The organism is Mucilaginibacter sp. cycad4, from assembly GCF_034263275.1.
Taxonomy (GTDB): Bacteria; Bacteroidota; Bacteroidia; order Sphingobacteriales; family Sphingobacteriaceae; genus Mucilaginibacter.
In genome coordinates this window covers 1,176,189-1,200,472 of the sequence record NZ_CP139559.1, presented here as the reverse complement: position 1 = coordinate 1,200,472, position 24,284 = coordinate 1,176,189, and the positions used below count along the sequence as shown (strand labels likewise).

Here is a 24,284-nt window from a genome sequence, read left to right as displayed (position 1 = left end):
ACGTTGACATCTGTTGATAAAATTGTTTACCAAAACAAACAGAAATAAAATGAGAAATCTTTGCACATCCTATTTATACGAGCCGGCCTTCCCTGGTTACTGCTTTCAATATATATCAAAATCTATTAACAGAAGAAAGTGATGCAATACTTTATTAGCACGTTTATAATAATGCTGATTTGTATAATCGCATTACTACAGGACAAATCTTATGAGGCTGGCGTTGTTTTACCAAGGCCTCAAAACAAGCTTCCGGACCGAAGAGATGACCGGTTACGTAAATATAGCAAAGCTCCCCATTTTGTTTCGAAGATATCACCTCAATTACTTATCAATGAACCTGAAGCTCAAACAGAAGTATTAGCTTCATTACTAACAGGAAGATTCGTCAACCCTTCAAATTCAAATAAAACAACAGCTATACAAACAAAACCAAAGGCCACTATTCATCCAAACGCTGAAAAAGGTGTCCGCTATGCAAACATTTTTTGTTCACAATGCAATTTAAGCTTCTTTGCCCCTGCCTGCAGCTGTCATCAACAAACCTTTAAAGTACTGCAAACTCGGCAAATGACAACTTCATGGCGGTAGATATTACTACCTTGCAAATTACTGAAGTAGTTAAGCTGAAGTGTTAAGTACCGGCCGAAAAACGCCTCATTTTTATTAAACCACAAAAATTTTGATTAATTCTTGGTCAATCAAAATACCTTACTACCACAGCTTGTCTATTAAATTCCTCTTAAAACATTTTATTTAAAAACAAAACCTGATAAAAATAATAAATACACACAATATACAAAGTTCACAAAAATCTAATAATCAATTAATTACATTATATCAAAAACAATTCGAATATTATAAGTAAAAGCTTTCACCAATAGATTTTTAATATTCATCCATTCGTCACTTTCTTTTTACAAAAAATATTATTATTTTTAAAAAAGCAAAACCCAACATTCTTCTTAAACCTATACTTAGTTTTTAAATTTTAGAAAAGACACATTTTTTAGATTTATTACCTGAGTATTTCATTAATATGGGGTTTATAAAGTAATATTTCCCGTTATTTTTACATAGACATCTACACAGCTACCTTAAAAATTAAAATTCATATAAAATTTATATGAATTTCATATGAAGAATTTAAAAAAAATCCCATTTTACATCTTTTGCATTAACGTTTTATCATTTTTTTTATAAATATTTTAATATATATAAAAAAGATTAAACTTTTTTCAACTTTTTTTTCATTTTATTACAAAAATCGTAGTTTTGGGTATTAACTAAAACTGATTTTTTAACAATGAAAAAACTCCTACTCGCAAGCTGGTGTTTGTTCATGCTATTTATTAGTGTGGTACATGCACAAAACAAAACGGTTACCGGCCGGGTAACTTCAAAAGACGATGGACTACCGCTGCCAGGCGTGTCCGTAAGAGTTGTAGGTACCACCTTAGGTACGCAAACAAATGCAGATGGTAAATTTTCCTTATCTGTTCCTGCTTCTGCAAAATCGCTAAGCTTTAGCTTTATTGGTTTTACATCTCAAACAGCCGAAATAGGTTCGGCTCCGTTAGATGTTAAACTAACAAGCAGTGCTAACAAATTATCCGAGGTGGTAATTACCGGTGCTTACGGTGCAAAACAATCTTCGCGTTCGGCATCTTATGCTGCCCAGGTTGTAAAATCCGAACAGTTGAACACTGTCCGTCAGCCTAACGTTAATAATGCACTTGCAGGTAAAGTTGCCGGTGTTCAGGTACGAAGCCAGTCGGCAGCAGCTTTAGGCCGTAACACCAACATCAGGCTGCGCGGTGCTACAGGTTTCGGCAGCGGTAACAACCCCTTATATGTAGTTGACGGCACTATTTTGCCCAACGCCGATGATTTAAGCAATGACGATATTGATGATATCAGCGTTTTAAACGGCCCGGCTGCTTCTGCGCAATTTGGTTCACAAGGTGCTTACGGTGCTATCGTAATTACTACCAAAAAAGGCAAGAAATCAAAAGGTGTAGGCGTTGAGTTTAACTTAGGCGCCAATTTTGATAAAGCTTACATCCTCCCTAATTACCAAAACAGTTATGGTGGCGGTGCTTCGGCCGATTTCATCCAGTATCATTACAAAGATGGTGATCCGGAAGGCTGGAAAGCTTTAGATGGCAAATACTATCCGGATTATACCGACGATAGCAGCTGGGGACCCAAAATGGTTGGCCAGGAATATATTCCGTGGTATGCATGGGCCCCGGGGACCAAATATTCATTCAAAACTGCAAAATGGACCCCGCAGCCGGATAACGCTAAAGATTTCTTTAAAACAGGCGTTTCTTTAAATAACACAGTAGCGTTTACCAAAGCATCTGATGACTATAACTTCAGGATGTCGTACAATAACCAACACACAACCGGTATTGTGCCTGAAACCTGGTTAAACAAAAACAACTTCGCGTTAGCAGGTAACTTTGATCTTAACAAACACTTCAGCGTAGGTGCAAATATCAACTTTTCGGGCACTCAGCTACATGGCCAGATTGATGATGCCTATGCAAGCGCATCAAGCGGATCATTTAATTCATGGTTCCACCGCGACCTTGACATGGGTATCATGAAAGAGCTGCAAGACCTTAAATCGCCCGATGGCACATACGTAAGCTGGAATCATCAAAACCCAAATTCATATGATCCCGAGCACCCGGATCAGTTTTATGGTGGTAACTACTGGTACAATCCGTATTTATGGCAAAAACAGTGGCAAAACATAAATACTCGTGACCGTTTATTCGGAAACATCTATGTTATGTATAAGATCAACAAAGATCTGACCTTCAAAGTAACTTACCGTCGTAATCAAAGCAACACCTGGAACGAAAACAAAATTTCGTCTGAGATTCAGGCCAGCGGTACCCAAACCGGTAAAAAAGCTACTTACGCCACATCAAACACTTATTCGAACCGTGAAAACTATGAAACCCAGCTTAATTATGAAAAGCAGATCAAAGATTTTCACGTTTCAGCAAATGCAGGTACCGACATTTATAACTGGAGTTATAAAGATAACTCGGCAAGTACACAAAATGGTTTAAGTGTACCTGATCTTTACAGCTTGTCAAACTCCGTTGACCCTATCGCGGTTGGTAACGGCCGTACGCAGGAACAATACCGTTCGGTACACGGGTCAGCCCACATCGGTTACAAAGCCATCGGTTATATCGACGCGACTTTACGTAACGACTGGTATTCAACTATATCAAACTTAAACGGGGCTAACTCGGTATTATCTAAATCATTCGGTGGTTCATTCATATTCAGCGAATTGATGCCTGAATTTAGAGATTGGCTAAGCTTTGGTAAATTAAGGGCTTCGTGGGGCCAGGTGCCATTGGCTTTAGGTACAACAACCGAAACTTTTGGTGCTTACCGTAACAACACCGTATATGGCATTGCTGCCAACAAATGGAACGGCAATTTGCTGCAAGGCGGACCAACTCAATTTGTTGACCCTGCCCTTCACGGTACAACAACAACATCTCAGGAAATTGGTTTAGACTTAGGCTTTTTCAACGACAGGTTAACATTTAAAGGAACCTACTGGAAATCTGACGATAAAGATATCCCGCTATCTTTAGCTGTAAACGGAGCCAGCGGTGTATCATCAATCCTTACCAACATTGGTTTAATTAAAAAAAGAGGTCTTGAAATTACTGCAGGCGGTATACCGGTTGCCCTGCCAAACTTTAACTGGACTGTAAACGCCAACTTTGCACAATTGCTTGATAATACAGTTGTAGAGATCAGCAACAAATATGGTGTTGACCGCGTGCAGGTTGCAGGTGTTTGGGGTACAGATATGCCATACCTTATTAACCAAAAAGGTAAATGGTGGGGCCAAATTTATGGTAACGGTATTAAACGTAATGCTGCTGGTGTGCCAATCCTTACTTCATCAGGTGCCTATATCAATGATCCTAACGTTTATTTTGGCAGCGTATTACCAAAATATACCGGTGGTTTACAAAACTCGTTCACTTTCTTCAAATCGTTTAACTTAAACGTTAACATTGATTATCAGTTTGGTGGTAAATTTGTTTCGTTATCAAACCGTTGGGGCCAGTATAGCGGTTTAACTGCCAACACTGCCGCGCTTAACGATAAAGGCATGTCGGTACGTGATCCTGTTGCCGATGGCGGTGGTGTTAAAGTTACCGGCGTTGATGATAAAAACAACCCTGTTACTTATTATGTTGATGCCAAATCATACTACCAGGGCTTAACCAACAACAAAACTTACGATCCTTATATCTATGATTTAACATTCATTAAACTTCGTGAGGTAGCATTTGGGTATACGCTTCCAATACAAAAATGGGGCTTAGGCAGGGCGTTGCAATCGGCGCGTTTTGAATTAACCGCCCGTAACCTTTTGTTAATCTACGCTAAATCAAAAGATTTCGATCCGTCAGAAATTAGTGCATCAGAAGGTGAAACTGCGCAATACCCGGGTACACGGGGTATCGGTTTCAACTTAAAAGTAACTTTCTAAGTGAATAAGGACTATTAGAATCAAGAAAAATGAAAAAAATATATTTATATACATTAGCAGGCGCACTTATTTTTTCGGGTGCGGGTTGCAACAAGGTTAAGGATTTTGGCGATGTGAATACCAATCCTGGCTCGACGATAACACCAATACCTTCGGCCCTGTTATCAAACGTTGAAGCCGGCTTAAGCGGGTACGCTTCTACAGGTACTGAAGCCATCAGCGGTGGGCAGTATGCCCAGTTTTTTACTGAAACCCAGTATTCGGGAACTTCATTATACAACTTACCTCAAAACTCATTTACAGGCAACTATGCAGGTAACCTAAACAACCTGCAAATCATAATTAACCTGGCTCCGAATAAAAACATGGTTAACGTTGCAAAAATATTGCAGCAGTACATATTTTGGATTGTAACGGATTCATGGGGTGATGTTCCGTATAGCGAGGCTTTAAAAGGCGCCGCCAACATCCTGCCTAAATATGATAAGCAGCAGGACATTTACAAAGGCATGCTAAGTACGCTAACAACAGCAATAAATTCGTTCGATTCATCGCCTATAAGCGGAGACATTATTTACAGCGGTGATGTTGCTTCATGGAAAAGAATGGCCAATTCACTTAAATTGCTGATAGCTGTTCAAATGTCAAAAACTACCGAAGCTTCTGCCGCCTCTGCAGCAGCTAAAGAAGCTATTGCTGTTGCCGGTGGAGGTGTTATAACCAGCACCGACCAAAACTTTACAGTTAAATACCCGGGCGGCGTTTACAAAAGTCCATGGTGGAACCTGTATAACGGCCGTAAGGATTTTGCTGAATCAAAAACCCTTACTGATTATACCGCAAGCACCAGCGACCCACGCCAGGCAGCTTTTGGTGGCGAAAGTGAGCAGGCAGGCAACCTTAATACATCAAGTATTGGTGTCCCTTACGGTTTAGTGCGTTTATCGGTCACCGCGTTTACCGACGCCAATCCGAAATGGGCACGTGTATTACGCGGCGATTTCAGGCTTGAAAACGGATCTGTAACGCTGATTACCGCTGCCGAAGTATGGCTGGCAAGGGCCGAAGCTGTAAACCTTGGCTGGATTACTCCAACTGCCGATGAAACAGTAGCCAAAGATTTTCAAAATGGTATAGGCGAGTCATTTGTTCAGTGGGGACTAACTTCTGCTGCTGGTAAAACTTTTGCTCAAGGCTTAGGCACGCCGGATATCAAATTAATTTCAACTCAACGTTGGGTGGCAAGTTATCCTGACGGGCATTTGGCCTGGGATATCTGGAGAAAAAGCGGATTCCCTGTGCTTACCCCTGCTCCGGATGCTACAAATTCATCTAAACAGATTGTAAGAAGATTTACATATGCCCCTTCAGAGTACAATACCAACGGCAAAAATGTGGCTGCTGCTGTAGCCAATTTAGATGGTGGAGACACCCAGGATGCGCGCGTATGGTGGGATGTTAAGTAATTAATTAAAAATCAGCACACAACATGAAAAAGAACATATTAAAATATTTGTTTCTTGCCGGTATAGTAACTGCAGTTGCCGTTTCTGGCTGCCGGAAAGAAACCGCCGCCGACAAAGTGGGTGGGCAGGCAATGGATAATGGTAAGTCATTTATTGGGTTTCCCGACGGACTTGAACAAGCACATTTCTTCGATCCGTTTACGGATATTAAAACCGTTGACGTTTTTTCCATCAAACGCGATGCTAAAAGCTCGGCTGATCTGCAAAAAGATCAAACGATCATCTTAAAAGCGCTTCCTGCCGCTATTGACAAATACAATGAAAATAACGATACCGAGTATGAGCTTTTACCAACAAGCCTTTATACAATAAGCAGCGCTAAAGTTACTGCCGATGGTTCGGGAAATCTTACTGCCAAATTTCCACCCGGAGATTTTCAGAATTACTTTACCATTAAACTAAATGGTGCAAAATTTGATCTTACCAAAAAATATGCGCTTGCGTATAAAATTACTGATGCTGCGGGTTTAAACATACATGACGCCAGCAAAGACACTTTATTTACCTTTTTTGCTATCAAAAACAAGTATGACGGTGAATACCACTCAACAGGTACTTTCCACCACCCTGTAAATGGCGACCGCGCTATCGACAGGGATAAAACCCTTACCACAGCAGGCGCTACTTCAGTTACCACTGAAATTGGAGATATCGGCGGATCAATGACCCTGACCGTGAATGAAGCTACAAACGAAGTAACTGTTTCTGGTAATGTTAGCGCAACCCAACCGTTATTGCCTGTTGTCGGTAAGAAAAGCACCTACGACCCTGCAACTAAAAGCTTTATACTAAACTACAGGTATGAGGCAGGTACGGGCGATCGTGTTGTTGAAGAAACCATTAAACACATATAATTAGTTAATAATCAAGGAGAGCGCATTAATCTCTCCTTGATTTATCAGAGAAACCAATTATTGTTTTTCAGACACAGGTAGCTCTTGCAGCATCTGCTAAGCCAGTAAACCTGGCCCGTTTAATGATGCCATGTTAGCGCCCCCGGGATCACAATGCGTTGTATTTTGTATTTCCTTTAAGGTGTAATATGCCAATTCAGAACCTACACCAACCAACTACATAATTAACACTGCAGCTTCGTTCTTTTAGTTAATAGTTACAACAAGAAACCGTACACAGTAAGCTCGTGTACGGTTTTCCCTATTATACACGGTTGTCAGAAATTCGGATCAAAATTAAAACAAATCGGGTTTGACAATCCTACCATATTCCCGCTCAGTGCTGCCGATTGCGGCACCTGCGGGTAAGGTGTAGATGGCCCTTCAACCGTAACCCGGTAATAAGTACGACCGGCCATTGCCGGCGTATCGGTAAATTCAAACTCAGGCGTTTTGCCCTCCATTTTAAAAATACCAAACGGGTTTCCGTTTTTGACCACATTGATAGTATAAGTGGTATCCTTTATACTGTTTCCGGTTAACTGAACCTTAAATTTAACCGGCTTGCCGGTTGCCTTCACATTATCTCCCATCATCAGATCCATTTTATCGTCGCCATTTAAATCGGCATAAAACTCAACACGGGGAGCGTATGGGTTTGAACTTATGGATACCCGTCCGTTGGTTAAGGCATCAATAACAGCTTGCTTGGTGCGTGCAGTTGCAAATACCCAGGTAGTAGGCGTTCCGGCATAATTAGCTTTGGCTTGATAGGTGTTAGGACCTGGTTTTTCATCTCCTGCAGGCACACCATGATGAGCATCGCTCCCTCCCCTGCCGGTTAGCTTTCGGCCCGATGACAACATATCGTCCCAGATCATAATAGCATTGGCATTTTTTGACCAGATAGCCGAATTCCATACCTCGATAGAATTAACCATATCATATGAATACCCAAAATGATCTTTACCGCTGGGATGATTAGCTGACAGGTGAATGCCCAGCTTATTTTTTATGCGCCCTACCACAGTATCGCGCTGATCGCGCACGTCATATAACTGTTGATGATCATAAGGCCTGGCCGAAAAGGCGTTGCCATGGCCGCGGGTAGTTGTCCATTCGGCAGCGTAAAGCAGCAATACCGAATCCGACTTAAATTCCGGATCAGCCCAGGTGTTGTGAGCTACGTCGCCTTCCACATGGTTATCATGATCGGTAATGGCCAGGAAGTCGATCCCTACCAACTTGCAAAAAGTGATGATCTTGCTTATTGAATTATTTGACGATTCCTTGCTATGCCTGGAGTGCATGTGCAGCTCGCCTTTAAGCCAGACACCCTGACTGAGACTGGCCGGCGGCGGCAGTGTGCCCGGCGGTTTGGGAGCCCAGGGATTTATATGGGCCGATTGCCCCATTGCCGAACCGCTGATACAGCCCGCAACTATAACCATTAAACCGGTTTTAATTAACAGCCCAATTCTCCTGTTAGTTTTTAGTACCATAAGTAATTTTTGTCGATCTTTTTATTGTGTAATACTTTCGGCAGCCAACTTAGCCTACTCATGTTAGCTGACCGTTAACAGGAACAAATGATATAAAAATGTGACAGTAGAGATTACATGAAGAGTAGTAAATACCAATCAGAACACATTGTTTAAACCGAATGTAGCACTGTTTCAACCTGTGCGGCTCAAAACAGGTACTTAAAAATCCGCTTGTTTTATTGATCGATACAATTCGGCGATTCGCAGACAGAGCTTCTTATTTTCAAACCCTCTGCTTTTATATTTAAACGAAACGATTTGCAATACCAATTGTAGTTAACAGAGACGATTAGATTTACGGCATAAGCAATAACCTGCGTCGGTATGTACTTTGATCTAAAAAACAAAAAGCTATGAAGAGTGGGCACATGAAGAATATTACAAATGGGCTATGGCTCTTTAGCTGTTTCATGTTTTTTTTGCCGGCATGGCTTCATGCCCAGGGGAAATGGGAATTAAGACGCAACGAAAATGGCATTAAGGTTTATTCCAGAACCCCTTTGACAGGTAACCTAAAAGAGATACGCGTAGTTTGTGAATTTAATACAACCAAAACAAAATTAATTGCGGCGCTAAAAGATATCGATCATTATAACGACTGGGTTTATAGCACAAAAGAGAACAACATGCTGAAAGTTTTAAACCCCGATCAGTTTATTTATCATTCTGTATCCAATTTACCATGGCCATTGAAAGACCGCGACTTGATTGTTGAATTAAGTGTGCTCCCGGCTGAAAAACATGAACAGTTTCAGATTCAGGTTAAGAGCCTTCCGGATTACTTACCAAGGGATAAAAAATATGTAAGGGTGCCCTACTCCTTTGCATTGTGGAACGTAACTGTAAAAAACGAAAGTATATTAAAAATAGATTATACTTTTAGCGTAGATCCAGGCGGAAGCATTCCTGTTTGGTTGGTAAACGGCACATTGCCCGTTGGTCCGTATAATTCATTCCATAAATTAAAAACACTACTGGAAAGCCCGCTTTAATTTTCATTTGATTGATTTTCGAAAAGTTAATATCCGTAAAACGTTAGTAACTTAGGATTATTCAATTTAACTCAACAAACTATACCTATGAGCAACCCGACAACAACACGCTGGCCAAAGCTTGATTATCATGATCTTAAAGATACCATTGCAAGTGTTCATATGTGGACTCAAATCATTGGTAAAGTAAGATTAAAACAAATGCCCTGGATCAATCATTCATGGCAAGTTACACTATATGTAAGTTCAACCGGCCTAACTACCGGAAGTATGCCATTTGAGGGTGGTGTTTTCCAGATCGACCTGGATTTTATCAGCCATACCCTGAATATATCTACCAGTACCGGAGAAAAACGATCATTTGGGCTTGGTACCAGAAGTGTGGCGGCCTTTTACAGCTCCCTAATGGACAGCATTGCTTCCGTTAATGCAGGTGTAGAAATATATGCAGTACCTAACGAAGTGGAGCCGGCCGTTCCTTTTGCCGAAAATCATACACCCTGTAACTATAACCCATCTATTATGCATGATTACTGGCAGGCGTTAGTGAGGATCCATAATGTTTTCACTGAATTCAGGGCCGGGTTCCAGGGTAAAAACAGCCCGGTACATTTCTTTTGGGGAGGATTTGACCTGGCCGTTACCCGCTTTTCGGGCAGATCGGCACCAAAACACCAGGGCAATGTCCCCAATATGCCCGCGATAGTGATGCAGGAAGCCTATTCGCAGGAAGTGAGCTCATGCGGCTTTTGGCCGGGCTCAGATGCTTTCCCTCATCCTGTTTTTTATGCGTATTGCTACCCGACCCCGGAAGATTTTGCTAACCAGCAGGTATCGCCTCCCGAGGCATTTTACAGTGGAGAAATGGGTGAGTTTTTATTAACCTATGAAGTTGTTTCGGGATCGGCCGACCCGGAACGGACTTTGCTTCAATTTTTGCAATCTACTTATGACGCTGCGGCTAAAACGGGGAACTGGGATAAAGATCTGCAATGTGATCTGTCGGCCTTAAAGAACGCGTGAGGTAAAATATTGAGGCTACTCTTTCGGCAGGCCCCAGAGGAAGCTGTTTTAAGAACTGCAAATACATTTCAATTTGCTATTATGCTAATAATAATTTAACTTTATTTAGCAATAATTATTTGATTATGAGCCAATTTCCAGATCCTAACGAAACCCCTGCCCCTGAAGAAGAAGGTGGAAATATCCCTGATATCTGGGATATCAAAACATCAGGCAAGGGCCGTGTGGGCAGGTCAGATATTAACCTTGATGAGGCCATGCCTTGTGCCGAAGACAGCGAGCCTTATTTGGAAGGGGATATAGGTACCCCTGGTTTATGGGAGGGTAACGACCTGTCATCTTCCGATCAGGCAGATTATCTTGAGTCGGAATAGTCAGGAAGCTATAGTTGCAATAGCAAAAGCGATCCCCATAACTATGGGCGAAAAAAATATTGCCCGTAAACAAAGTACGTAAATATTCCATCTGTAATCGTTTTTCTTTGTGTTTTGCTCAATCCGTTCCTGGTAATTGATAATCTCAACTTTGTAAAACCTCAGGATCCTTTCATTATCAACAATGTCCTTATGAAAAAAAGCCTTATCAAAGTATACTTTTGGGTTAGTACCTGGCAAAAGATATTCACTTGGGGTTAAGCCTTGCAGTACAAACATTAAACCTACTATCAAAAAATAAAAGATCCCTACAATTGCCGTAAATAACAAACTATCCAGGTGAGGCGTATCCTTCCATTTTCCGATAGCATAGGCTACAAGACCAATTAAAACACCTGAAACCAGGGTTAGCAATCCGTTTGATCGCTCGTAAATGCCCTTTGCCGTTTCAATGGTGTAGTTATATGATTTTTCGGCCTGTTCAAATATGAACTTTGCATCTTCCAGGGTCAATTTGTTGAGCCATTCCTTTTTTTCCTGCCAGAAGTTTTCCATACGGGTACTTTTAACCTAATTTAAGCTAAATCCGGCGTAATTCATACAAAATCAACCAAATAGAAATAAAGCACCCTATTTAAACCTCATTACGCATGGTCGATACAATGGCATTAAGCTAAGGGATTGATTACTGCTTTCCTTCCAATACCTGCCCTATCCAAACCGGGATCAGTTTTTTCCTTTCTTTTATCATCGTCTCAAATTCGGTATCATCAAAATATCCGGCTTGCAGTTGCTTTGGGCGCACAAGGAACGGAAAAACGATCATGCCTGCAATATTCCACATCAGGTTAACGGGGTGAAATTTAATAACGCCATCGGCCTGCAGCGTGTAAAGCTGTTTGGCAAAAACAGAATCGGTTAATGTTTTCACTTTTTCAATCATAGGTAACGTGGTTTGCCCGGCAAGTACCTCGTTCACCATAAAAAAAGGAAAATCAGGGTTTTCCAAAAGCTGGTCGATATAGTATCCCACACAAATCTCTATCTTTTCAATGGCAGTGGTCGATTCGTCATTTAAAACGGGTCCAATTTTATCGAAAAGCTTTTTAATGGTTTCGTCCATGATAAACGCAAAAAGATTTTCCTTACTGCGAAAATAATAGTTAACCGATGCCACATTGGTATTGGCTTCGGTTGCTATATCCCGCACGGTAGTAGCCAGGAAGCCTTTTTTGGTGAAGATTTGCCGGGCAGCGTTCAGTATTTTTTCTTCGGTTGTTGTTTCGGCGGTTATGGTCATGGATGATATATGTTTTCAAATTTAGTCATTCAAAAACATATATCGTCCAAAGCGTTCAATGGGTATCGGCCACAGCCTTTTGTCCTTTTACAATCGGCGCTAAAAATATCAGCGGAATTGCAGCCAGCATTACCCAGCCAACCACAATATAAGCATCATTATAACTTAGCAGCGTACTTTGTTTGTTAACCGTACCGTCAATAGCAGCATAAGCCATTTTCGAAGCATCAAAAAATGATTTCCCCTTAGCCATAAACCCATGCAGCAAGGCATCATACCTGTTGCTGAAGTAGGTATTATAAGGGTTAATATTGGTTAACAGGTTATTGCGGTGCGTTGCCACACGGATGTGAATGAGCGTATTTAAACCGGCAATACCAAACGAGCCGCCCAACTGTCGCATCATATTGTTTAAGCCTGTGCCCTGCCCTATCTCAGCTCCTTTTAAACCGCCGATAGCAATAGTAGTCAGCGGCACAAAAAGAAGCGCCAAGCCGATCCCCCTGATGGCTAAAGGCCAGAAGAAATCACCCGTGCCCGATGCCAGCGTTGAGCCGCTCATAAACCAGGAGAAAACAAAGAACAATATCATACCAACCACAGCCATAAATTGCGCAGGCAGGCCTTTATTAAGCATAATACCTACAAAAGGCATCATCATAATGGTAAACAAACCACCCGGCAGCAAGATCTCGCCGGTTTGCTGTGCCGAAAACCCCAGCAGGTTTTGACAAAAAACAGGAAAAACAAATTGTGAACCATACAAGCCCACGCCAAGGATAAAAGAGGTAACCATCCCCGCCGAAAAACTTCGGTGGCGCATGATCTTGAAATTAACAATAGGATGATTGGTACTTAACTCGCGCCACAAAAAAAGCAACAATCCTATAATTGCTGTACAGGTAAGTACAATGATATAGGTAGTGGCAAACCAGTCTTCGTCTTCCCCCTTTTCCAATATGGTTTGCAAGCTGCCTACTGTTATAGCCAGTAAAGCAATTCCCCACCAATCGATAGGTTTGTCCTTCCCCTCGCGGGATGTTACCCTTACATACATTACCGTAAATATAGAAGCCAGGATACCTACAGGTATATTTACATAAAAAATCCAGCGCCAGGCGGCGTGGTCTGTTATATAGCCGCCAATTGTGGGGCCTATAGTTGGACCAACAACCGCACCCAATCCAAACAAGGCTGTAGCTGTGCCCAACTGCTCAGCCGGCCATGTTTCAATCAGGATAGCCTGGGATGTTGAAAGCAAGCCGCCGCCTGCTAAGCCCTGTAAAATCCTGAAACAAACAAGCTCGGTGAGGCTATGGGCATTTCCGCATAAAAACGAGGCAATAGTAAATACAATGATGGAGGTTAAAAAATAGTTTTTACGCCCGAAAAAGCTGCTTAACCAACCCGACATGGGCAAAATGATCACGTTTGCCACGCTATACCCGGTAACTACCCAGGCAGCATCGGTGATAGTAGCCCCAAGGTTACCCTGAATTTGAGGAATGGAAACGTTAACTATGGTGGTATCTATTAATTCTAACAATGAAGCTATAATTACCGTAATGGTAATAATCCACTTTTTAAATCCTGACTCGGCCATTTGATAAAAGTTTTGTGTTTTAATAATGGTTCAAAATTAATCAATCGTTTGATTAAAACATTTGTTTGAAATAATTGTATAAATTATTACGATGGAGTGACAAGCGCATTCTCTACAGCAGACAGTTGGGGACAGTTGAGTTTTTTGTTATAGATAGCTTAGTATAACCGGTATAAGCTTTAAAAAATCAAGCAGGGCAGTTTCATTGCTCTTGTTTAATCAATTTGCATTATCTACTTTAATGAAAAACATACGCAGTTTCAGATTCGCTATTCTTTGCCTCTGTATATTAAATTCACGTTATCATCCCTCCTGCGGCCAAACTCGCCCTGTTAAAGAAGCTTCAACGCCGAGAATAGTCAACATCGTTAATTTCATTCGCCTGCTTGAACCGCGGGATTCTGCTATTACCGAAGATGTGTTGTACCAAACTGTAGTAAAGCAGGTGGAGATCATGAAAAAGTATAAACTTGGCGGCACCTTCCTGTTACAATACGATGCGCTGATTGATCCGCGGTATCAAAAATTATTAAAGGCCTTACCACGTGATTCGTTCGAGATTGGAGCCTGGTGGGAAATCCCCCAGCCCCAGGTTGAAAAAGCCGGCTTCAAATGGCGCGGCCGTTATCCCTGGGACTGGCGCGCAAACATCGGCTTCTCCACCGGTTATACACCTAAAGAGCGCGAAAAACTGATAGATGTTTATATGGCCGATTTTAAAAAGATCTTTGGTTATTATCCAAAATCTGTTGCGTCATGGTTTATTGACAGTTACAGCCTGGAGTACATGTACCAAAAGTATCATATTGTAGCATCGGCCAACTGCAAAGACCAGTATGGTACAGATGGCTACACCTTGTGGGGAGGCTACTGGAACCAGGCTTACTATCCCAGCAAAATTAACTCCTACATGCCTGCCCAAAACGCGGCTAACCAGATCCTGGTACCTATTTTCCGAATGCTGGGCAGTGACCCTATAAGGCAATACGATAACGGACTTGGAACAACACGCCAGGGTGTAGTAACACTGGAACCTGTTTACAAATTTGGTGGCGGCGATGCCGACTGGGTAAACTGGTTTTTTAAATCGTTTACGGAGGATAAGGCGCTCGGCTTTAACTATACGCAGGCCGGCCAGGAAAACTCCTTTACATGGGATGCCATGGCTAAAGGCTTTGAGATCCAGATACCCCTGATAGCCCAGTTACGGGATGAGCATAAAGTAAGGGTAGAAACAATGGAAACATCAGGCCGCTGGTTTAAAAAACAGTATAAAGTAACACCTCCTACATCATTCACAGTAAGTCATGACTTTGGCGAAAGCGATTTGAAAACCGTGTGGTTTAACAGCCGTTTTTACCGCGTTAACCTGCTATGGGAAAAAAGTAACCTCCGCATTCGCGATCTTCATCTTTTTGATGAAAGCTTTCCATCTGTTTACACCAGGAATGTTGCCACATCAAACGAATGTACTTTTTTTACCTTACCGGTGATAGATGGCTACATTTGGAGTAAGCCCGGTCAGATTGCAGGGTTGAGGCTTAAAGCAACGATTAAGGGTAAAGAAATTTTGTTAGCGGGCAAAGATCCCGTTTATACTCATCCTACAGTAGGAAGCCTGCATATATCATGGCCGCTCACATCAATAAAAGGCACTTTTGAAATTGATCTGAACGAAAAACAATTATCAATGAAACTGGTAAGTACGTACGTCGATAACTGGTATTTTGATATGACCACAGCCCCGGGAGTAAAGCTGCCTTTTGAGGCCATCCAAAATAAACAAATCAATTGCCGGTTTGAGGGCACCCCGTATATTTTCAAAGCCACAAAAGGCATATTTTCCGAACCGGGAAATGGAACAGTATTCCGGCTAAGACCGCAGGCTAATACAATTGCTTTTGATCTGTCGGTAATCAAAAAGAATTAAGGTTTATTAAAAAACTCGCCAAAATGCCAAAGGATTCCGGAGGGGTCATGTAAAAAACACTCCCGCCCCCATTGCTCAACGCGGATCGGGGTTAATCTTACGCCTGCATATTTTGAAGGTAAATCTAAAGTCAGCAACTCGTTCCAGTAGCGGGCAACGTCATCAACTTCCAAAAACAGCATGGTATTATCTATCCAATCTTTAACATAAGCTTTTTGCAGGTAAAACGCGAGCTGGCCGGTTTTAAATACCGACATATCAGCACTCAGTACAACCTCCTCAAAACCCAGGTCGCGATAAAAGCTTCGCGATATTTCAAAATCTTTAGCGCCAATGAACGGCCTGAGCGATATAGCTTTGTGTTGCATATTTGTGGTTTTAAATTTCAGCCGGCAACCTGCTAAATGAGCAGCAGATTGCCGGCCAATAAGTACGAAGATACTTTATGCCCACTGGTTTTCAAACACCTACTTTAGCATTCCCCCCTTCGTCCTTAATTTTTTTGTTGAGAAAGAAACGTAACCAGTGATGCAAACTCATCATAGGATAACGCATTGGCAAGGCCAACAGGCATCATGGATGTTTTCAATTCCTTCCGGGTAAGCACATCACTGGCTTTGATGGTAAATACATCTCCGGTAATGTTTCTCATCACTATTTTTTGGGCAGACTCATCCGTAATAAATCCCATATAATTTTTATTGCCTTTGGCTGTAATCATCACTGTAGCAAATCCCTGCGAAATGGATGCACTTGGCTTTAAGATAGATTCGGCAATTTGCTGGCGGTTCATGATAGATCCTATCTGTCCCATAAATGGCCCTTTTAATTTTTCGCCGCGGGTAAGACTATGGCAGGCTACACAACCTTGCTGCGTAAACAGTGCCTTTCCTTTCTTTGGATCTCCTTTAACTTTGGCTAACATTAACATCACATCTTCAATAGAAGAGTTGCCGATCTGCCCTTTTTTGTTCAGGATCTTTGACAAATCCACTTTAACCTCTTTTGTTGGAGCACTTTTTTCCTCACCGCCAAAAGCTGTGATACCCATTTGATGGCGCTCGTTCAAATCGGCATAAAATTGTTTACCTGCAGCGCCTGCTTTACTCCGTTCAACTGTCAGGAATTTTTCGATACGAGCCGAACCTTCCCAGGTTATGCCTTTGTAAATAGGGCCATGTGAGTCGGGCCGTGTCCCCCACCACCAGGAAGCATCATAAGGAGCCTCCTGCTTATAAAGGCGTGCCAGGGTTACCAGTATTTGTTTTTTTGTTTTTGGGTTTTTGATTTTGGGATAAACGGCAATCAAACCATTTACTGCTTTAGCATCATACATATAACGCAATGCCCATAACGCTAATGTTGAATTGGTTGTGCCTATTGCACTAACGCATCCATCAACCGCATTCATACTTACAAGCGCCCTCACAGCCAGGTGGGGCAGTATAATGGCCGAATTAGGCGTTGCGTGCGCCCCCTCGGTATTTTTAGCAGGCGCTGCAAAACTTGCAGGAACCTGTGTTTTAAGCAATTCAGGGGCTGCTTCTAAACGGCTAAGACGACCCAAACCTATAATTGCCGCAGCCTTCACGCGCGGAGACGAATCTTTCAGCCCGTTCAAAAATGGAGCTATCGGTACCTGCGCTATCCCGGCTTTCCTATCGGTTAACTCACGTAATGCAAATTCCCTCAGGGCATTGTCCTGAGTAAGTTGTACGAGGTTAGCTATTCCACTTTCCCGTGCAATTTGAGCGTAAGTGAAAAGAGCGGCTACCCGTGCATATAAAGGGGCACCCACATCTGATGCAATTGCAAAAGCGGCCTTGCTGCTTTCGTCGGCCGGCCTTGTAATAAGTTCCTGTGAGGCATTTAACCTTGCCACCGCGCTTTCTGATTTTAACATATTGGCTAAATCAGCTATGGCCAGCGCTTTAACATCAGGAAATGCTTTATAGCTCCATCCATTAGGTATGGCCCTGATAACATAACCCTTTGATGCACTGCCCGAATACCCCGCGCCATCCCAGGCTGAAAGATAGAGCCGCCCCGAGCCATCAACATCCAGATCAGTGATTTGGGGTAATTCAATAAATGGTTCTTCAGTTTGTTTAAAACTGGCACCATCTGGTTTTACCCTATTTATATAAAGCTCACTCCGCCCCCAATCGGCGGTCATAGGCACATGGTTGTACTTCTCCGGCCAGGTAGGTTCATCCATAAACAATGAACCTGTACCCGAGCCACCACCCAAATCTACCAATGCCGGCAGTATCTCATCTGTAAAATGCTGAAATAACAAGGGGTAACCATATTCGCCCGATTGGATATGATGCGAAAACCTGATGTTCCAGCCGCCGCCATCATTGGTATTATCGCGGGTAAATACATTCATGTACGGATCTATGGCAACATCATAAATATTGCGGGTACCATGTGTATAAACCTCCATTTCTCTACCATTAGGCCTTACCCTTATAATACCGCCGCCAAGCATGGTCAGTTTTTTACCATCGCGGTCTGTTGCGTCATGAAAGCCGAAATCGCCTACAGCTATGTAGATCCATCCATCAATCCCCATACGGATGCCATTAGTAGCATGGTCTGTTCCACGTTCAACCAGCATATGAGCATTACTCAGGTGTTCGACGAGTGGTTTTGGCGGCCCGTCGGCAATGCCATCATGATCTTTATCTTCAAAAACTTCCAAGATCATACCTGTTGCCTTACGGGTTTCCTTTGAGAAAACAGTATGAAGCACAAAAACCTGGTCGCCCATGATGAGTATCCCACGCGGATCGTCAACATCAGCAAAGTCTGTATGCTTATCCAACTTACCATCGTTATCGCTATCAATAAGTTTAATTATCCGCCCTTTCCCGGGGTCTTTACCCAGCGAGCCGATCATATCAACACCTACAAATACCTCACCTGTGGCAGCCACAGCTAAACAAGCCGGACTTGGTGTAAGCTCAGGCCCGGTAAACCTGGTAATTGTAAAACCGGCAGGCCAATGGAGCGAATCGTTCTTAAAATGACTTTGTCCTCGTATTGAAGCCAAAGTACTTGGTTTAGCAGGTCCCGCTTCGTTACTGCGGATATTTGCAAAATATTTGAACGTCAAAAAGAAAGATAAACAGAGGAATAGGGTTAAGGAAAACTTTAGCATTGGTGTTTTTTAATTATACAGGTAAATGGCAGTCAAATTAATCTTTTTATTTTATTTATTGTTTAGGAATCCGTTTCTCGGCGGCCAATTGTTTAACTACATCGGCTAATTTCGGAGGATCATGCGCGTATTTTTCAAGATTAACAATTTCAACTTTCCTAAACTCAACCGGATGACTTTCGCTTTGCAAGGAAATTGTACCGCTTTTTAACAACGCGCCTTCCTCTGCGCTGCCAACCGGGTCTAATTGCGGGCGTTGATAACGTAACACCTCTTCTCCGTTTACATAATGTACCACCAGCGAATCGCCCAAAACCAATGCCTCTACCCTAACCCATTGGTCGCCATGAAAGGTTTCCGATTTTGAATCCATGCAATGGCTTTTAACAATCGAGTTATTTAAAACATACTGCGTACCGGGGGTGCACACATTTGCGGTCGGCCGTTTATCCTTGCCATTGCCGCCCAGTAACTGAACCTCAATGGATATTGGAAAATCCTGGTCTATCTTCATGGTTTTAGGATCCTGGCCATGTATCATAACACCACTGTTGCGGAATGCCCATGCAGGGCCTTCTTTTACCTGGTTACCTGTAAAACGATATTCTACACCTATCAGGTAATAAGAAAAAGGCTTTTTATAAAATAGATGGCCAAACTGGTCATCAAATTTTTCATAATGATCATAATTTACCTGGATCTTATTGTCGACAACCCTGAAGGTGTTACCGAAATTTTCATTTAATTGATGTTTCCTGATTTTAACAGTCCAATCGTTTAAATCCTTTCCATTAAAAAGCTGTTCCCACTTAACTTTGAATTTCGGGTCAGGGCTTTTAAGTGCCAGTAATATGGGCAAGCTTATTAAAAATAAAACATTCAGTACTAAAAAGGTGAGTCCACGCTTTATCATGATATTTTTTTTGATATCTAACTATAAGTTTATTATTCGAAAAAAGAAAAAAACGGCTTGTTACGACGGTTTAACCGGTTAATTGGTCAAAAATGCAATAATTCAATCAGAAAAAAGGGGGGCAAAGCACTAAATTTAAGGGGGTAAAATAAACTGCCGGTAAAAATCAGGATACAGAAAATTATCAGTTAATATAGAAGCAATTAACTTATGGACACGTACTCTTTCCTGCCATAAAAACAACGCTCCAGAACACTATCCTGCCCTTGTTTTGTAACATTATCACTTAGATAAAAAAACAAAACACTTTTGTAAATCATTTTGATATTTTTACTTACCAACTATTAACTAATAATTTATAATGTATAGCAGGATAAATTACGCTTTAAATCCGAAAATATACTTTAGTTTCCTGTTCCTTTTCGTTTACTTAAATGTTTCTGGTTTTACCGCAGGGCAGCCTGTGCGGTATCTTGGTATCGAAAACGGGCTATCCAATAATGCAGTCACCTCCCTCTACCAGGACCAGTATGGGTTTATGTGGATGGGCACTTATGATGGCTTAAACCGCTACGACAGCGATGAATTTAAGATTTACAGAAACGAGTGGAACAACAATAAATCCCTCCCTTACAACCATATCAGCGCTTTAAATGGCGTTGGCAATAAAATACTAATAGGTACGCAACGCGGGCTTGTTTTTTATAATTATCCCGACTCTTATTTTTATCCGGAATACTTCCGGGAGCACAGCAGCGGGCGCCTGTCAAAAATAGCTTCAAATATAAATGTTATTGTAACCGATAAAGATAGTAATGTTTATATAGGGACTGATGAGCTTGGGTTATTGAGGTACGACAAAGCAAGGGGGCTTTACCTGCAAACGGGGCTTACTAACCAATATAATTATAGCGTAAAAGCATTATGCCAAACCCGGGCAGGCGTTTGGGTATTCATAAAAAACAAGGGGCTGGGTTTATATGATCCAAAATCTGAGCGTATAAATATTATCAATACTCAACTCAACAGCGCCAGTTGCCTGCTTGCAGATAAAGTCGGCAATCTTTGGATAGGCACAGAAAACGGCTTGTTTATATTTAATAATAAAGCACAAACTATCACGAGGTTTCACCCCGTTATTGATAAACTTACCAGCGATAACATATCCAATTTAACTCTCGACGAAAAAGGGAATATATGGATAGCTACCGACGGCGGAGGTATTAATATTTTAAATACCGATAATGGCAAACTCACTTTTATTACCAATGGCAATAAAGCAGGTTCATTGCGCAGCGGGGCTGTTACTGTAGTTTTTCATGACAGGGAATCAAGAAAGTGGATAGCAACCCTGCGCGGCGGGGTCAGCATTGTGGACAATTTTAAGAAGCCATTCGCCCTTTTTGATAATGATCCCTTCAATAAAAACAGTGTAATCAACAATTTTATCCTTTCATTTTGTGAAGATGAAAAGCATAACCTATGGATAGGGACGGATGGCGGCGGGCTTTCTTACTGGAACGTTAAAAATAATTCATTCACGGGTTATACCCATGCATCAACCGGTGGGGGCTTAAGTACCGATTTCATTGTGAGCATACTTAAAACGTTCGACAATAAAATATGGGTAGCGTCCTTTAATGGTGGTATCGACGAGTTTAACAAAATCACCGGCAAATTCAAGCATTACAACTGTTATAATACAGTAACTCAAACAACTGATAAAAACCTATGGAAACTTTTTGAAGATTCCAGGCACCATTTATGGGCGGGCACTACCAGGGGTGGCCCATTATATCTTTATAACCGTAAAAATGACCGCTTTGAACTATTTGATGAAAACCTGGTTAATATACACGCCATATTTGAAGACAGAAATGGAACCTTATGGGCCGGTAATTATACCCGGCTCATTAAAATAGATACCGTTAAGAAAGCTCATCAATTTTTTAATGTTGGCTATGGCATAAGAACCATTGCCGGGGATAATTCAAACCACCTGTGGGTTGGGACGGAAGGGGGTGGATTGCTGAAATTTAACCTTCCTGATATGAGCCGTGTAAGGTATACCAAGGCTAATGGTTTGCCGGGTAACTCAATCCTTAACATCCTCATCGACAATAAAGAAAACCTATGGTGCAGTACTTACAATGGTTTAAGCAGGTTTTCTCCGGCAAAAAATAAATTTACAAATTATATTGTTTCTGACGGCTTGCAAAGCCTCCAGTTTAATTATAATGCGGCTATCCGGCTCCAGTCGGGCAATATGGCTTTCGGAGGGATCAACGGATTTAACATTTTTAATCCCGACAGCATACAGGTAGCAGACCATAGGCCCGATCTTCGTATCACAGGCCTGAAAATTGACAACTTAGAAACTGATGGCTCCAGTGAACTGCTAAAAAATCAATCCGTAGCCGATCTTCAAACAATCCGGCTCAATTATGAACAGGCTGCACTCACCGTTCATTACACGGCGCTTGAATATTCATTTCCGGATAAAATTGAATATACCTATTACCTTGAGGGTTGGGACCACGGGTGGAACTATGTGGGTAAAACCAAATCGGCCTACTACACCCATTTAAATGAAGGTTGTTACAGGCTCCGGATCAAAGCTACAGATACGCGTGGCAACTGGATGCCGAAACAGATATGTGTTAAGGTTATTGTATTTCCGCCCTGGTACAGAACGTTATGGGCTTATGGAGTATACCTGGTTATTATATTCGGGATAATATACATTTATTTCCTATACCGGGTAAAGCAGGCAAAACTTAAATTTGAAATTAACCTGGCTAACTTAAAGGTTGAAAAGGAAAAGGAACTGAACGAGAAGAAGCTCGCTTTTTTCACTAACGTTTCGCACGAATTTAGAACTCCGCTTACGCTGATCATTAATCCCATCAAAGATCTGCTGAACAAAAATAAAAGCCATTCGGATGAGCTGAATACGGTATACAGGAATGCCCGCCGCTTATTAGGGTTGGTGGATCACCTGCTGTTATTTCGAAAAACTGAAAGTGAAAACGCGCAGTTAAATATAAGCGAAATAAATTTTGTGCGGGTATGCGAAGAGGTGTTTTCATGCTTTGCACACCAGGCTAAAATCAAAAACCTGAATTTTAACATTGAAACAACAAACCGGAACATTACGGTATTCGCCGATGTCGAAAAAATTGAGATTTCGTTATTTAACCTTATTTCCAACGCGGTTAAGTTTACACCTGATCATGGCACTATTAAGATTTTTGTAGAAGAAGACGATACACATGTTTACTTTAAAATAACAGACAACGGCATTGGGATCAATACCGAAACCGGGGATAAGTTGTTTGATAAGTTTTACCAGGTAAAGGATAATAATTACTTCAAAAAAGGGTTCGGTATCGGTTTATACCTGGTTAAAGTTTTTATTGATTGCCATAAGGGTACAATAAATTATATAAATAATAAAACCAGCGGAACCACCTTTACCTTGAAGCTATTAAAGGGAATAAAGCATTTTTCGGCAGAAGAAATAAATGTTATAACAGCTCCTGACTATAATTTTGTAAATGACCTCATAGATCATGGTAGTAAGGACCTTGTTGAAGAAAACAATGAATTGCAGAAGCTTGAACTGTTTAGCCAGGAAAAGCACACCCTCATTGTTATTGATGATAATGAACAGATAAGAACATATATCAAAAAAATATTTTTTGCCGATTATTTAGTTCTTGAAGCAAAAGATGGAGCAACTGGTCTTGAACTGATTAAAAAATACATACCTGATCTGATCATCAGCGATATTGTAATGGACGGAATTAACGGGTTGGATCTATGTAAAATGATTATGGAAGATGCAGCCATAAAGCATATCCCGGTTATTTTGCTCACCGGCGATACCACACCCGATATTATGGTAAAAAGCCTTGAGCAGGGCGCAATAGACTTTTTGCGGAAGCCGTTTGATAAAGAATTGCTCACAGCAAGGGTTAAAAGTGTGCTGATGAATAAAACCAAACTTCAGCAATATTTTTATAAGGAGGTTACGAAGGAAAACATAGCCATTAATATTTCGCGGGAAAATAAAGACCTGCTCAACAATTGTATTGCTGTTATTGAGCAAAATTTCAACAGCGATAACTTTGATGTTTATGCCCTGGCCGAGGCGATCGGCATCAGCTATCCAACACTATTTAAAAGGATCAAAAGCACTACCGGCCAATCTATAAATAATTTTATCAGGTTTGTTCGCCTGCGTAAAGCCGCCGAGCTCCTGATCCAAACCAATTGTAATATCAATGAAGCGGCAATACAGGTAGGTATCAGCGATATCAAATATTTCAGAGAGCAATTTCATAAACAATTCGGCGTCAACCCATCAGGATTTATCAGAAAACACCGGGCTAATTTCCAGGTCTCCTATCGCTTAAACGAGTTTGAAAAACCTCCCGTAAATTAAATATCAATAACTCGAAATTAGTGGAGG

General features: G+C 41.5%; 16 protein-coding genes. 9 read left to right on the top strand and 7 right to left on the bottom strand.

All coding sequences use genetic code 11. The features are described 5' to 3' along the window. The first annotated feature begins 138 nt into the window (after positions 1-138). The 4 genes from SNE26_RS05065 to SNE26_RS05050 all read left to right on the top strand — a co-directional run bounded on the left by SNE26_RS05065 (position 139) and on the right by SNE26_RS05050 (position 6,926). A complete protein-coding gene (locus SNE26_RS05065; RefSeq protein WP_321558279.1) occupies positions 139-591 on the top strand; it encodes a hypothetical protein in 453 nt (150 codons plus the stop codon). 715 nt (positions 592-1,306) lie between these two features. Beyond that, complete coding sequence (locus tag SNE26_RS05060) at positions 1,307-4,546, top strand: SusC/RagA family TonB-linked outer membrane protein (protein ID WP_321558278.1); 3,240 nt, start codon at positions 1,307-1,309, stop codon at positions 4,544-4,546. Between the two features lie 29 nt (positions 4,547-4,575). Continuing rightward, positions 4,576-6,012 (top strand): SusD/RagB family nutrient-binding outer membrane lipoprotein, encoded by a 1,437-nt coding sequence (locus SNE26_RS05055; protein ID WP_321558277.1) that lies wholly within the window; start codon positions 4,576-4,578, stop codon positions 6,010-6,012. Between the two features lie 23 nt (positions 6,013-6,035). Then, positions 6,036-6,926, top strand: a complete 891-nt coding sequence (locus tag SNE26_RS05050) for a BT_3987 domain-containing protein (RefSeq protein ID WP_321558276.1) — start codon at positions 6,036-6,038, stop codon at positions 6,924-6,926. Positions 6,927-7,243: 317 nt separating this feature from the next. On the opposite strand, the gene SNE26_RS05045 is transcribed toward SNE26_RS05050, so the two are convergent. After that, entirely contained in the window at positions 7,244-8,416 is a 1,173-nt protein-coding gene (locus SNE26_RS05045; RefSeq protein ID WP_321558275.1) for a CehA/McbA family metallohydrolase, read from the bottom strand. 446 nt (positions 8,417-8,862) lie between these two features. Here SNE26_RS05045 and SNE26_RS05040 point away from each other — a divergent pair, with 446 nt between their 5' ends. From SNE26_RS05040 to SNE26_RS05030, 3 genes are all read left to right on the top strand, one after another. Next, positions 8,863-9,501 carry an START domain-containing protein gene (locus tag SNE26_RS05040; RefSeq protein WP_321558274.1) on the top strand — a complete coding sequence of 213 codons (639 nt, stop codon included), beginning with the start codon at positions 8,863-8,865 and terminating at the stop codon, positions 9,499-9,501. An 87-nt stretch (positions 9,502-9,588) separates the two neighbouring features. Continuing rightward, the gene (locus SNE26_RS05035) at positions 9,589-10,524 is read left to right on the top strand and encodes a DUF5996 family protein (protein ID WP_321558273.1); all 936 of its coding nucleotides are present in this window, start codon (positions 9,589-9,591) and stop codon (positions 10,522-10,524) included. A gap of 125 nt (positions 10,525-10,649) precedes the next feature. Next, positions 10,650-10,898 carry a hypothetical protein gene (locus tag SNE26_RS05030; protein WP_321558272.1) on the top strand — a complete coding sequence of 83 codons (249 nt, stop codon included), beginning with the start codon at positions 10,650-10,652 and terminating at the stop codon, positions 10,896-10,898. Here the strand turns inward: SNE26_RS05030 and SNE26_RS05025 are convergent, their stop codons facing one another. From SNE26_RS05025 to SNE26_RS05015, 3 genes are all read right to left on the bottom strand, one after another. Next, positions 10,899-11,453 (bottom strand): hypothetical protein, encoded by a 555-nt coding sequence (locus SNE26_RS05025; protein WP_321558271.1) that lies wholly within the window; start codon positions 11,451-11,453, stop codon positions 10,899-10,901. Between the two features lie 130 nt (positions 11,454-11,583). After that, positions 11,584-12,198, bottom strand: a complete 615-nt coding sequence (locus SNE26_RS05020) for a TetR/AcrR family transcriptional regulator (RefSeq protein WP_321558270.1) — start codon at positions 12,196-12,198, stop codon at positions 11,584-11,586. Positions 12,199-12,253: 55 nt separating this feature from the next. After that, a complete protein-coding gene (locus tag SNE26_RS05015) occupies positions 12,254-13,801 on the bottom strand; it encodes a DHA2 family efflux MFS transporter permease subunit (RefSeq protein ID WP_321558269.1) in 1,548 nt (515 codons plus the stop codon). Positions 13,802-14,042: 241 nt separating this feature from the next. Here SNE26_RS05015 and SNE26_RS05010 point away from each other — a divergent pair, with 241 nt between their 5' ends. Beyond that, positions 14,043-15,731 (top strand): hypothetical protein, encoded by a 1,689-nt coding sequence (locus SNE26_RS05010; RefSeq protein ID WP_321558268.1) that lies wholly within the window; start codon positions 14,043-14,045, stop codon positions 15,729-15,731. Here the strand turns inward: SNE26_RS05010 and SNE26_RS05005 are convergent. The 3 genes from SNE26_RS05005 to SNE26_RS04995 all read right to left on the bottom strand — a co-directional run bounded on the left by SNE26_RS05005 (position 15,728) and on the right by SNE26_RS04995 (position 19,810). Next, on the bottom strand, positions 15,728-16,099 hold the full coding sequence (locus tag SNE26_RS05005; RefSeq protein ID WP_321558267.1) for a glyoxalase: 372 nt from the start codon (positions 16,097-16,099) through the stop codon (positions 15,728-15,730). The genes SNE26_RS05010 and SNE26_RS05005 overlap by 4 nt on opposite strands. A gap of 125 nt (positions 16,100-16,224) precedes the next feature. Then, on the bottom strand, positions 16,225-18,789 hold the full coding sequence (locus SNE26_RS05000) for a c-type cytochrome (RefSeq protein WP_321558266.1): 2,565 nt from the start codon (positions 18,787-18,789) through the stop codon (positions 16,225-16,227). 163 nt (positions 18,790-18,952) lie between these two features. After that, a complete protein-coding gene (locus SNE26_RS04995; RefSeq protein WP_321558265.1) occupies positions 18,953-19,810 on the bottom strand; it encodes a DUF1080 domain-containing protein in 858 nt (285 codons plus the stop codon). Between the two features lie 361 nt (positions 19,811-20,171). Between SNE26_RS04995 and SNE26_RS04990 the strand changes: the two genes are divergently transcribed. Then, the gene (locus tag SNE26_RS04990) at positions 20,172-24,257 is read left to right on the top strand and encodes a two-component regulator propeller domain-containing protein (RefSeq protein ID WP_321558264.1); all 4,086 of its coding nucleotides are present in this window, start codon (positions 20,172-20,174) and stop codon (positions 24,255-24,257) included. Positions 24,258-24,284: the final 27 nt, after the last annotated feature.

Coding starts and splice junctions, on each gene's coding strand:
- SNE26_RS05055 (WP_321558277.1), top strand. CDS start 4,576: ATGAAAAAAATATATTTATATACATTAGCAGGCGCACTTATTTTTTCG.
- SNE26_RS04990 (WP_321558264.1), top strand. CDS start 20,172: ATGTATAGCAGGATAAATTACGCTTTAAATCCGAAAATATACTTTAGT.
- SNE26_RS05025 (WP_321558271.1), bottom strand. CDS start 11,453: ATGGAAAACTTCTGGCAGGAAAAAAAGGAATGGCTCAACAAATTGACC.
- SNE26_RS05050 (WP_321558276.1), top strand. CDS start 6,036: ATGAAAAAGAACATATTAAAATATTTGTTTCTTGCCGGTATAGTAACT.
- SNE26_RS05020 (WP_321558270.1), bottom strand. CDS start 12,198: ATGACCATAACCGCCGAAACAACAACCGAAGAAAAAATACTGAACGCT.
- SNE26_RS04995 (WP_321558265.1), bottom strand. CDS start 19,810: ATGATAAAGCGTGGACTCACCTTTTTAGTACTGAATGTTTTATTTTTA.
- SNE26_RS05030 (WP_321558272.1), top strand. CDS start 10,650: ATGAGCCAATTTCCAGATCCTAACGAAACCCCTGCCCCTGAAGAAGAA.
- SNE26_RS05035 (WP_321558273.1), top strand. CDS start 9,589: ATGAGCAACCCGACAACAACACGCTGGCCAAAGCTTGATTATCATGAT.
- SNE26_RS05060 (WP_321558278.1), top strand. CDS start 1,307: ATGAAAAAACTCCTACTCGCAAGCTGGTGTTTGTTCATGCTATTTATT.
- SNE26_RS05045 (WP_321558275.1), bottom strand. CDS start 8,416: ATGGTTATAGTTGCGGGCTGTATCAGCGGTTCGGCAATGGGGCAATCG.
- SNE26_RS05040 (WP_321558274.1), top strand. CDS start 8,863: ATGAAGAGTGGGCACATGAAGAATATTACAAATGGGCTATGGCTCTTT.
- SNE26_RS05010 (WP_321558268.1), top strand. CDS start 14,043: ATGAAAAACATACGCAGTTTCAGATTCGCTATTCTTTGCCTCTGTATA.
- SNE26_RS05005 (WP_321558267.1), bottom strand. CDS start 16,099: ATGCAACACAAAGCTATATCGCTCAGGCCGTTCATTGGCGCTAAAGAT.
- SNE26_RS05015 (WP_321558269.1), bottom strand. CDS start 13,801: ATGGCCGAGTCAGGATTTAAAAAGTGGATTATTACCATTACGGTAATT.